General features: G+C 36.6%; 8 protein-coding genes and 1 pseudogene. 7 read left to right on the plus strand and 2 right to left on the minus strand.

Annotation, left to right across the window (positions count from 1 at the left end):
- Nucleotides 1-2 precede the first annotated feature (2 nt).
- Entirely contained in the window at nt 3-2000 is a 1998-nt protein-coding gene (locus BUA71_RS10325; RefSeq protein ID WP_072879419.1) for an MGH1-like glycoside hydrolase domain-containing protein, read from the minus strand.
- Nucleotides 2001-2279: 279 nt separating this feature from the next.
- On the opposite strand from BUA71_RS10325, the gene BUA71_RS10330 reads away from it, so the two are divergent.
- The 7 genes from BUA71_RS10330 (at nt 2280) to BUA71_RS10360 (ending at nt 11287) form a co-directional block, all read left to right on the plus strand.
- Nucleotides 2280-2840: an RNA polymerase sigma factor gene (locus BUA71_RS10330; RefSeq protein ID WP_072879421.1), complete on the plus strand. Its 561-nt coding sequence runs from the start codon at nt 2280-2282 to the stop codon at nt 2838-2840.
- A gap of 83 nt (nt 2841-2923) precedes the next feature.
- Nucleotides 2924-4048 (plus strand): FecR family protein, encoded by a 1125-nt coding sequence (locus BUA71_RS10335; protein WP_072879423.1) that lies wholly within the window; start codon nt 2924-2926, stop codon nt 4046-4048.
- Nucleotides 4049-4126: 78 nt separating this feature from the next.
- Nucleotides 4127-7531, plus strand: a complete 3405-nt coding sequence (locus BUA71_RS10340; RefSeq protein WP_072879425.1) for a SusC/RagA family TonB-linked outer membrane protein — start codon at nt 4127-4129, stop codon at nt 7529-7531.
- Between the two features lie 10 nt (nt 7532-7541).
- Entirely contained in the window at nt 7542-9089 is a 1548-nt protein-coding gene (locus BUA71_RS10345; protein ID WP_072879427.1) for a RagB/SusD family nutrient uptake outer membrane protein, read from the plus strand.
- 667 nt (nt 9090-9756) lie between these two features.
- On the plus strand, nt 9757-9966 hold the full coding sequence (locus BUA71_RS10350; RefSeq protein WP_072879429.1) for a helix-turn-helix domain-containing protein: 210 nt from the start codon (nt 9757-9759) through the stop codon (nt 9964-9966).
- 7 nt (nt 9967-9973) lie between these two features.
- Nucleotides 9974-10294 carry a HipA N-terminal domain-containing protein gene (locus BUA71_RS10355; RefSeq protein ID WP_072879439.1) on the plus strand — a complete coding sequence of 107 codons (321 nt, stop codon included), beginning with the start codon at nt 9974-9976 and terminating at the stop codon, nt 10292-10294.
- A gap of 9 nt (nt 10295-10303) precedes the next feature.
- Entirely contained in the window at nt 10304-11287 is a 984-nt protein-coding gene (locus BUA71_RS10360; RefSeq protein ID WP_072879442.1) for a HipA domain-containing protein, read from the plus strand.
- Between the two features lie 662 nt (nt 11288-11949).
- Here the strand turns inward: BUA71_RS10360 and BUA71_RS10365 are convergent.
- Nucleotides 11950-12438, minus strand: a pseudogene (locus tag BUA71_RS10365) (hypothetical protein); the annotation flags it as partial.
- Nucleotides 12439-12549: the final 111 nt, after the last annotated feature.

The raw sequence follows: 12549 nt of genomic DNA on the forward strand, positions 1-12549 counted from the left end.
AACTATTCCTCTAAAAGCAGCAGTAAATAATGCGCGGCAGACCAGCTAAAATTATGGGCTTCCAGGCCTTCTCCCGTCACGGGATTGTAATTTTCGCGAATAGCGCTACCTTTTTCGGTTACGCCTTCGGCATTATGGATTAATTTTTTGGTGAGTTTGGTGGCTTCTTCATCAAATCCATAGTTTTTTAATCCTTTAATCCCGAAATAAGATTGGTCTATCCAATTGGGACCCCGCCAATAACCTCCATCTGGCTCAAACTTTTTGGAACTGGCATCTAAGGTTTGTAAAGGTACTTTGGTGTTAAAAGCAGTATTGTCCATCATTGTTTTTACAAGGTTTTTGGCTTCATTTTTTGAAGCGATGCCTGCCCAAAGTGGGATCCAGCCTTCGCTGCCTTTTATGTCTATAAAAGATTTGCCATCTAGGGAAGTGTCGTAAAACCACCCATCTTTCTCGCTATAGAATTGCTCCCGAATTTGCTTTTTTAGCTTGTCAGCTTCGTTTTGGAATTGTGTGGCTTCTTCTTTTTTATGCAGGATATTTGCTAATTTCTTTAAATAAATTTTTTCTGCGTAGAGAAATGAATTGAGGTCCACACTTTCCTGATCCATAGAAAAAGCGTTTTCAGAATTAGTCAGCAATTTTGTGTCATCAAAGCGCACTGCGTTATCCATCCCGCTTTCCCATTTGGCTGCGATCAAACTTCCATCCGTCGAGCCGTATTCGCAAATTCCGTCTTTATCATGATCCCTGAATTCATACCACCAATCGTGTTGTTTTTTGATTTTTGGATATATTTTTTTGATGAATTCCATATCGCTATCTTCCTGAAAAATGGTCCAGACAGCCCAGGCCGAAAGTGGGGGTTTGGTGTTTCGGTAATTGTTCTCTTCAATTAAATTATCGCGGTAAACAACATCCGGGATAAACCCTGTTTCGGTTTGATAATCGTACATCGCCAGCACCTGTTGTTTTGCCAAATCTGGGTCATAATGCGCCACGGCCACGGCATGTTTCCAACTATCCCATGCCCAAAAACCATAAAACCATTTATAATTATAACTGGGGAAAAACCCGTCATATTTTAGTCCGCCAGAAGCACATCGCCAATTGTTTTGCAGGGTAAGTAGCGATTTTTGGGCCAACTGATAATAAGTGGAATCCTCCCATTGTTCTTGCATTTTATCGGTTACTGCCGTGATAATGGCCAGTTTCTCCTTCTGGGTTTCTTCATAAAGCCCATTAAAGTTCTTATGATTTGCAGCTAATTTGGCGAGCTCATCATTATCAAATTCCGTAGCAAAAGAAAAAGAATAGGTGAGCTCGTAGGTTTCACCGCCAGCTATTTTAATCGGTTCTAAGTTCGCCGTATAGGTAGTATCATTTATAGCTGCATCTTTTAAATCGGCAGGAAGTTTCAGCAGCCCATAAAATTCATTAATTTCACTTTTTACCTTTATAAATTCATTACTTTTTGATAGCGAAAATTCCCCGGAAAAGATTTCCCCTTCTATCTCGGGTTTTATAGTAATTGACTTGTTTTGAAGGTTTTCAAATTGAAATTTAAACATTGCCGTTTTGGCCGATACAAAGAACATCTTGTGAGATTCTATCCAGTTTTTAGTTTTTTTCTGAAATTCTAACCCCGATAGGCTGCCACGAAAAGATGTTTTAATTTCTGAATTATCGTTAATTACATCGATACCTTCAAGATGGATGTCAACGAGGGATGGTCCTAACCAGGCTCCATTCTCCTGAGATAGGATTAATGGCCCTGAAAATCCATTTTGAGTAGAAGATGTAGGTATGGAATAACTAAACCAGGAACCTTTATCTGAAAATGTAAGAAAAGATTTGTCTTCCGCAGAATTCGGTATTCCCCGGTAGTCCAATACATTGGATGTTTCTTTATTAGCCGGACGAATATTGTTTTTTTGTGCAAACAAAAAAGTGGCGCCAGAAAATAAGAAAAGACTAGTTAAAAGATATTTATTCATTTTTATAAAAGCTGTTAATCTGAAAGATTCAGAATAGATTACTTAAATAGAAATGAATTAGACGGAAATAAAATAGCGTTTTTAAAATATCACGCCGATGGACAGGTCTAAATTACAAAAAAATGATTAGCGTCCAAGAAATAAATTCAAAATTTTGAATTGCCTTAAAAGAAAAGAACTCTTTCTAATAAACCGGATTTAAAAAAATGTTAAATTAATAATTTAAAAAATTGGTTAGCTCGTTAAAAATATCTTGTTTTGTTTAAATATAACTAAGCTGTGGAATTAAATTTTATTCTCGAAAAACTAAAGAAGAAAGATAAGAAGACCTTTCAACAAGTTTTCGAGGCTTTTTATCCTCGCTTGGTAAACTACTCTTATAAATTCACATACAATCAGGCAGCAAGTGAAGATTTGGTACAGGAATCATTTATTTATATTTGGGAGAATATTCACAACCTGAAAATCGAAAAATCCTTTCAAGCCTATTTATTTACCATGGTTAGAAATCGTAGTCTAAATTATCTCAAAAAGATTAAGGTAACTGACTCTAATCAACTTATTGATATTTCCAACCTCCTTACTGAAAATTTTCAGGAAGAAATTTTTAGCGAATTAGAAAAGCGTCGATTACTTGAAAAGTCTGAAGAAATCCTGAAATGTTTACCGGAAAAAATGCAGGAAATCTTTAAGCTGAAGATAATGCATGGGTTAAGTTATAAGGAGATTTCCGAAGAGATCGGAGTATCTGTAAATACTGTAAAAACACAACTAAAACGAGCCAGGTTAAAAATAGAATCGGCTTTATTAATTCTTTCTTATATCCTTTTTTTCTACTAAAAAGAAAAAAATATCTAAAAATTGTCACCCTATTCAGAAAATAACTTGTCTTTAGTATAAAGGGGAATCATACCTAATTACTAATGGAGTATAGTTTATTAATAAAGAGAATTAAAAAAGGCTTAAATCCGAAGGAAGAAAAGCAGTTCCAGGAATGGTATTCTTCTTCATCGGATCACCGCGAGTATTTTGAAAATTTAAAAATGAATTTACAGAATCCCGGTGACCTTAAAGTAAATACCTCCCGGGCCTGGAAAAAAGTTGATGACAAGACTTTAAAAACTAAAAATAGTTATTGGAAATATGTTGTTGCAGCGATTGTAGTAATAGGCTTCTTGAGTTTTCCTATTTACTTTTTTCTAAATGCCCCGTTGGAGCAGGAACATAGGGTTGTAAATGTAAATGAATTAGACCCTCCGTCTAAAGGTATAGTTTTTCAGGATCAAAATGGGAACGCTGTTACCTTCGGAAAAAATGATTCGGTCGTATCCGGTAAATATTATCAGGCGAATAGAAAACAACTCAAAATTGCAGAAGTTCCCGAAGCTGTTGGCACTAATACTATTACAGTGCCTACCGGAAAACAATTCAATATTGAATTAAGCGATGGTACAAAAGTTACCCTAAACGCTAAGTCTAAACTTGAGTTTCCTACCAGTTTTAAGGAAAGTGAGCATAGAAAGGTAGCTTTGATATACGGGGAAGCCTATTTTGAAGTAACTCCGGCAGCAGAAAATAATGACAAAATATTTGTGGTGGAAAATTCCAACCAAAATATAGAGGTATTGGGAACCTCCTTTAATATTGAAAATTATAAAGAAGCGAAAATTGTAACCACCTTGGTAGAGGGGAAAATTAATCTTTTATACGGAGAGGATAAAATTGCAATGACCCCCGGCCAACAATCTACTGTGAAAGACAATAATTTAGAAGACATAAAAAAAGTTAATATCTATGAGCATATAGCCTGGAAAGACGGTATGTTTTTATTTAAAGATAAATCTTTGGGGGATATCTTTAACGTACTTTCAAGATGGTATAATATTGAGGTGGAATTTGAGCAAAAAGAACTTCAAGAAATGAAATTTAATGGCAGGTTTAAACAACAGCAAAAGCTGAAGAAGATCCTGCATATTATTGAAAATACTAAACGAGCACGATTTGAATTAAATGGAAATAAAATCAAAGTGATGCAATATCAGGAATGAAAAAGGAATGGGGTTTATATCTGGACAATCTAAACCCTCATTCCAATTAACATTAAGTAATTAACTAACTACAAATTTATGAAAACTAAATTTAATGCTAAACTATTGCCTTTACCCAAGGGAGTTTTAATTTTTATTATGAGAGTCTTTATCTTATTTTTTTGTATTAGCAGTTTCGGATTTAATTCGGACGAACTATTCTCTCAAAATGCCAAAATAAAAATTGACAAATCAGAAAGTATAAGTGTGGAAGATGCCTTTCAACTTATTAAATTACAAACAGATTATACATTTATCTATCCCAGCAATCTTTTCAATAAAGCTCCAAAAATTGATTTAAAAGCAGGCATTATTCCTGCGAAAGAGCTTCTAAACCGTTGTCTGTCCCTTGTGAATTATACTTACGAATTCACCGATGAGCAGGTAATTTTACTAAAAGAAAAAAATCTTTTTTTTGATTCGGGGACTAAAACGATTTCGGAACAAGAAATGATTAGCGGAGCAGTGAAAGATTCCAAAGGCATGCCTTTGCCTGCGGTTAATGTATATATTGAAGGAACAAATCGTGGCACACAAACCGATTTTGACGGAAACTATGCTATCGAGGCATCAGCGGGTGAGAATTTAACCTTTCAATACTTAGGTTTTCAGAAACAGGTAATATCTGTAGGAAACCAAACTACAATTGATGTTGTATTAAAAGATGATTTAGAGAGCTTAAACGAAGTGGTTGTTGTGGGGTATGGTACTCAGAAACGAAGTGATGTTACCGGCGCGATTAGTTCGGTTAAAAGTGAAGAAATAAACAAGGTTGTTAGTACCAATCCACTTGATGGCATCCAGGGGAAGGTATCTGGGGTGACAGTTACAAATTCTACGGGTAGTCCTGGATCTGCGCCGGATATTTCTATTCGAGGAATTGGAACCTTCGGAAATAACGAACCGCTTTATATTGTAGATGGTGTTCAGGCCGATCCTTACTTTATCAATACCAATAATATTGAAAGTATTGAAATCCTGAAAGATGCAGCTTCTGGGGCGATTTATGGAACAAGGGCAGCCAATGGAGTGGTAATTATCACTACCAAGAAAGGAAAAGAAGGAAAGCCAAGGATTGAAATTGAATCCTCTCTAAGTGTAAACACCCTTCGGGAAGAAATGGAGCTTTTAGATGCCGATGGTTATGTATCGGTGCATCGTGAAATGTATGAAAATGCAGGGGCAGAACTTCCACAATACATTCAAAACCCACCAAATGTTGATACCGATTGGCTGGGAGAGACACAACGCACTGGGTATCTTGCAACTAATAATATAAGAATTAGCGGAGGCGGAAAGCATGTGAATTATAGCGTTGGAGGTAACTATGCCGATGAGATAGGGCTATTAATTGGTTCTAACTTTAAGAAGAAAGGGATTAATTCCCAGATAAATATGGATAAAGGCAAGTTAAAAGTTTCTTCAAACCTAAACTATAGTGAGACCCATAGGGAAGATCATAAATTTTCAATTCGGGAAACTTACTTTATTTCACCTTTAATTCCGGTATTTGATGAAGAAAGGGAATCTGGCTTTGGTTATAGGACCGGGGATTTGCCCGATCACAGAAACCCTGTTGGAGAAGATCAATTTTTGCAGGGATATACCAAACTAAAATATTTTCTGGGAAATATAAATTTAGATTTCGAAGCTTTTGAGAATTTTCATATAAGAGCCGGGTTTAGTTTATCAGACCTTCAAAATAACACGTATGAGTTCCACCAGCCATTTAGGGTTCGGGATGTACAGGATATTGCTCAAAGGGAATTCGCATTTATTTCAGAGTTTAACTCTGAATTTAGGCGCTTGAACGAAGAATATACGATTCGCTATAATTTTGATGTAAACAAGCAAGCCGTTGGCTTATTGGCCGGTTACCAAAGAATTAAAGAACCATTTAAAAGCACCTATACGCAGGCCGAAGGTTATAAATTAGATGATGAAGGCAATAAAGTCCCGGCCACTATTTTAGACCCAAATTTTAATACGCTCGATGCGTTTAGTGATGGTACATATTCAGCTGAAGGCACAAATGCAGAGTACGCCCTGGTTTCACAATTTGGAAGAATAAATTATGCTTTTGATGATAAGTATTTGATCCAGGCAAGTGTGAGAAGGGATGGTAGTTCAAAATTTGGTAGCAACAATAAATATGGAGTTTTTCCTTCGTTTGCCTTAGGATGGAAAATTACAGAGGAAAAGTTTATGGAAAATCAGGATTTATTCAACTTTCTCAAACTACGGTATAGCTGGGGACAGGCAGGAAATGATAGTGCCTTGGGATACTATGATTATGTAGCTCTAATTTCCCAAGGCAAGAGCCAGAATGATGGCGGGTATGTTTTTGGAAATCCACAAAACTCCTACCTGGGAAGTATAGCCCGGGATCTTCAAAATGATGATTTGCAATGGGAAACCAATACTTCGGCCAATTTTGGGCTGGATTTTGGGGCTTTTGATAATAAACTGCAGGGTTCTGTAAACTATTATAAAAGTACAACCGAGGATTTATTAATAACTAAGGAAGTATCTCCTTCTGCAGGTATCAATAACCCCATTGTGAATGTTGGGGAGTTTGAAAATAAAGGCTTCGAGTTTGAAGTTAATTACCGGAATAGAGACCACGATTTTAAATATTCCGCTGCAGCTACCTTTACCACAATTAATAGTGAAGTTACAAAACTAAGTAATGAAGACCAGGTACTGTATGGAGTTGGTCTTTTGTTTGGTTCAGATCACTTTGCCAACCAAACTAAGATAGGTTATGAGCCAGGTGCATTTTTTCTACCAGAAGCAGATGGAATTTTCCAAAGCGAACAGGAAGTTCAAAACCACAGTGTGGATGGAGAGTTAATTCAACCCGATGCACAACCAGGTGATATTAGGTTTAGGGATCAAAATGCTGATGGAATAATTAACGAAGATGATGAAGTGTACTCGGGAACAGCAATTCCAAAATATGAATATAGTTTAAACCTAACCGGAGAATACAAAAATTTCGATGTAACATTATTCTTTCAGGGAGTAGGTGGAAATAAAGTTTATAATGGAAATAATTTTAGGCTTTTAAGCTTAGATACGGGAAGAAATTATAGAACGGCCGCGCTTGATGCCTGGACGCCTTCCAATACTGATACCAATGTGCCGCGGGCCGTTTTAAACGATCCGAACCGTAATAATCGTGCTTCTACCAGATTTTTAGAAGACGGGGATTACTTACGTCTTAAAACGCTACAACTTGGATATACTCTTTCTCCTGATGTTTTTAAAGAAACATTCTTAGAGCGGGTAAGAGTATTCGTTACGGGACAGAACCTTTTTACTTTTACTGATTATTCTGGTCTTGACCCTGAAGTTGGTGGAGATGTGCTTTCAAAAGGAATAGATATCAACCTATATCCAAAATACAAATCCTTAATCACTGGTGTTCAATTAAGTTTCTAAAAAAATAACAATGAAAAAATATATAATTCAATTAGTTGTACTAGTTAGTATTTCGATAAGTATAAGCTGTTCAAACGAAGAGTTTTTAGATAAACAACCGCCAGATCAATTAACCTCTGAGAATTTTTGGCGTGACGCAGAAGATGCAAAATCTGGTTTAACAGCGGCCTATTCTGAGTTGGAAGCCAGAAGCAATTTCTGGGATGGCTGGCAGGAAGGAAGGCCGATAACCGAATATTTTAGATCAGATTATGTCTTACCTGGTCCCGATGCTTCCAATTACTCACACTGGATGTCTATTTATAATTTCAATTATACCAATGGCCATATCTTTTTAGATGTGCTATGGACCACCAATTATAAAGGGATTAATTTCTCGAACCAGGTAATCCAAAATGTTTCTGAAATGACTGAAGATCAAATCTCGACCAGTGAAAAGGAACAAATATTAGGGGAAGCATATTTTTTACGTGGATACTATCATTTTAAACTATTAAGTTTATATGAAAATATCATAATAAGAAAAGAAATGGTGACTCCTTCCACTTTAGACAGGCCATTGGCTACAAGGCCTGAAGCATGGGATTTTATAATTCAGGATTTTAAAACAGCTGCCGATAAGCTAAACTTTGAAATAGCCTCACAGGATTTTGGTCGTGCAAATAAAGGAGCGGCTCTTGGCTATCTGGGCAAAGTTTATATGTATAAAGCTGGGGACCCGTCCACCAGTAATGGTGAAGAATATCAAAAGGCGACAGCTGCTTTTTCTGAATTAATTGAAAGCGGACAATATGAATTAGTCGATGACTTTAAAAGCTTATTTAACGGTGAAAACGAAAATAACAAAGAATCTATTTTCGAATTACAATTTAAAAGTGCCGATGCTAATTCCGATAATGCAACACGTTTGCATTCTTTTATAGCCGATTGGGCCATAGGTGGCTGGGGAGGTATTCTGGCTGATGACCGATTGGTAACTGAAATGAAAGAAGAAGGCCAGGTTGCGGAAAGCGGATTATATGATAAACGTTTATATGCCACTTTATATTTCGACGATCCTTATTTTAACGATACTTCTGCGAAAAGAATGGAAGGCAGTACCTGGGATAGCTTAATTGAAGAAACCTATGGAGATCCAGATGATAAAGATGATGTAGCATTTTTTAGAAAATGGCTGCCGGAACCCGTAGAGGGCAATGGATATATTGGTCTTAATGTGACCTTATTGAGATATGCAGATATATTATTGATGCAGGCTGAAGCTTTGAATGAAACGGGAAATACAGAAAAAGCGGTTGAGTTAATCAATAAAGTACGTACTGTACATGGAAATATGCCTCCTATTAATCTTAACAGTAAAGATGCTGTATTTAAACAGATAGTACATGAAAGGGTAATGGAGCTTACGTTAGAAAGCACAAGATTTTTTGATTTAAGAAGATGGGGAATGCTCGATGAAGCGATGACTGCCGCAGGCAGAACTGGATTTAATGTCCAGGAACACTCTTATTTACCCATTCCTTTGTCAGAACTACAAACAAATACAGAAATTAATTAATCAGGGAATTTAGATTAGCCAAAGAACGAATTCGATCTAAAACAGGTCGAATTCGTCATTTTTAAACGATTTATAATCTTATACCAATTTAACCATATAATGACGCATTCAAACTCGTTCATTTTCCGATCTATTTCCTTGCTCATAATTTCCATAGCTACGGCTATGCAAACCAATCGCAGCGTTATAGAACGAAAAAGCAACTTCGCTTTCTGTGCGACTTACAAAGTTAAATTGGTATTACTCAAAATAATTATGAGATTGATCGCAATGTTATCCGCCATTATTCATGAATCAACGTAAAAACTAGTGTTTTGGCGGTAGACCCCGACTTATCTCGAAGCCTCGGAACCGTTTTTGAGCATCTAAAATGGTGGAACTCAAAAATGGCTACGAATATCGGAGGGGGTTAACCTATATGATTAAAGAAATTCATGGAAAATTATAAATTAGATTTCTTAATCATTTAAAGACAATCATACTATTCCAAAATAAGCACTAAAAACCACAATAGAATGTGATTTTTAGTGTAAATTTAATCACAAACCGTAAATATTCATTAATTTCCACATTAAAGAATGGATTTTAATGTATTTTTGAATTAAAGAATAATTCAGAGGTTAAATTCCACAATAAAGTATGGATTGAAAAGTTAAATAATGAGTTTATGGAAGCAATACAAAAAATTGGTCAGTTGATTCAGCAACGCCGGGATAACATGCGCATTACTCAGCAACAATTAGCCGATATGGCTGATATCGGAATCAATACGCTTTATAAAATCGAGACCGCACAAGCGAACCCTACCCTGGAGTCCTTACAAAAAATCACAGATGTCCTTGGTATGGAAATTACCATACAAGTAAAAAAACTATAATTAATAAATGAGACAGGCAACTATATGCTATAAAGGAGAAGAAGCAGGTGTTCTACAACAGCTGGATGATGGAAGCTTTACATTCCGCTACCTGGAAACCTGGTTGACCGATCCTCAGAATCCATCCATTAGTCTTACCTTACCTCGATCTCAACCAGAATATCACGCTGAATATTTATTTCCTTTTTTTTACAATATGCTTCCAGAAGGAACAAATAGACAGGTTGTTTGCAAAGCCAATAAGCTGGATTCTAATGATTACTTTGGGATTCTCATAACTACCGCCCGTTATGATACGGTGGGTGCGATTACTGTCAAAAAAAAATAAAGAGTTTAAATGAAAATAGAGAATTGCCCGGGAACCTTTGCAAAAGGATTTAACACCTATAGCAGAACCTGTTTGAAACGTGTTTTTGATGCACGTAAGGTTTCGCACGTGTTGCCTTATGACTCACCAAATTCCAATCGACAAACCGATCGCCTCTTTGAAGACAATCAAAAACGTATCTCCATATCTGGAGTACAGGAAAAATTCTCTGTTCTCTTAGAAAAAAATAAATTGCGTCTTATCAAGGAGGGTGAGCAAGGAACCTATATATTGAAACCGATTCCCAATATAGGCAAGAAGAATAATCAAATGCCTGCCAATGAGCATTTAACTATGCAGATCGCACGCCAGGTTTATAATATTGAAACTGCCGAAAATGCGCTTATCTTTTTTGAAAATAATGCTCCCGCATATATTACTAAGCGTTTTGATGTAAAACAAGACGGTTCAAAGAAAGCTAAAGAAGATTTTGCAACTCTTGCCGGCAAAACTCCTCAAACACATGGCGAACATTATAAATATGAAGGTAATTATCTCGAATTATTCCAGTTGATGAAAAAATTCCTACCAGCTTATCGGGTGGAAACACCTAAATTATTTAAAATCCTGGTATTTAATTATTTGTTTTCCAACGGTGATGCCCACCTGAAAAACTTTGCCATTTTAGAAACACCTATGGGGGATCACCGGTTAAGCCCTGCTTATGACCTACTGAATACACATATCCACGTGGATGATAGTGATTTTGCGCTGGATGAAGGCTTGTTGCCCAAAAATATGGCGCAGACAACTATTGCCCAGCAGTTCAAAATCCTGGCGGAACAAATAGCATTAAAGCCAAAGCAGTTTGATGGGATCATGGCAAGTATGATGGGGCATTCGGAAGAGGTTATCGAACTAACCCAAGCGTCTTTTCTGGAAAAAGCTACCCAACGAAATTATATTCAGGATTATCAATACCGATTGAAACAACTTCAGAAAATAAAGTCCTAGCAGGTATTTAATAATTCTGAAACAAGGAGTGTAAACCTCTATTCTCTTTAAGCAAAAATTTAGCTTTATAGCATAAGTAGCTCACGTCCGTTGTATATGAAAAACGCATTTAGTGATTGAAATGTTCCTCACCTTACGGGTGTACAAGCACCCTCGTTATTTATTGGGATAATTTCTAATAGTTCATTATTTCGTATTTGATTTTTTAAGCTCGATAAAATTCTGTTTAGATTAACCCGGAATATACAGGAGAATGACCTCAATACTATACTGCGACTAAGTTTTACCATCCCGAGGATTCGGGATTGATACTCAAAAATGGGTATAACTAAGTCGGGGTTAACCCGCACCAAGGAGCACTTCTCATCAATAACGTGAATTATGCGGGTTAATACTAAGGGATGTCCACGCCGTTGTATATGCTCTGCGCATTTAGTGAGCGAAATGTTCAACTCATTTTACGGGTGTACAAGCACCCTCGGATTCTATTCGGAAAATTTCTAATAATACATTATTTCGCATTTGTTTTTTAAACTCTAATAAATATTTCTTGGATTAGTCCTATTGCTAAGAGATGCCCACGCGTTAAATATGCTAAGCGCATTTAGTGAGTGAAAAGTTCAAATCACCTTACGGGTGTACAAGCACCCTCATATTTGGATTTAACCTATTATAAGTTCAATACCGGCTTTTTCAGCCTTGTATTTTATTTTGGTCATCAAATCGTAATAACTCCAGTTCCGTAGCACAAACGCTTCCTCTTTGGCTAACTCTATTTTTTCTTCCTGGTTTAATAGAATTAGTGTTCCTGTCTGATGTTTAACACAAAAATTGATAAGCTCCCGGCTATAGACGTGCAACCGATTATCTACATAGTTACGTTCCTTATCACGAAACTTAGCCAAAGCTTTTGTTTTTCGTTTGCGACCATTTCCTGACCTGGCATATTTCACACCCTGCCGTGTTCTTTTACAGGCGCTTTGTATGGCCAACCTCCGGTATAGAAATTCCTCCCTTCTGCCGATGCTAAGCTTGGCCTTACCGATCTTCACTATAATGGGATATTCCAGCGACAAACTCGCTTCTGCAACCACTTCTGGTCGTAGCTTGTGCTTTTCTTTCTTAATTTCAAAGATGGCCAGCATAAAGACCTAACATTACTTTCCATAGGCTCAATGTTTGAGACAGGAAGAATTAAAAAGATGTATACCCTTTCTGAATTATATCCGACCAAAATAGCAAAATCTATAGGTATAAATTAC

It is taken from the genome of Salegentibacter echinorum (assembly GCF_900129445.1).
GTDB classification, from domain to species: Bacteria; Bacteroidota; Bacteroidia; order Flavobacteriales; family Flavobacteriaceae; genus Salegentibacter; species Salegentibacter echinorum.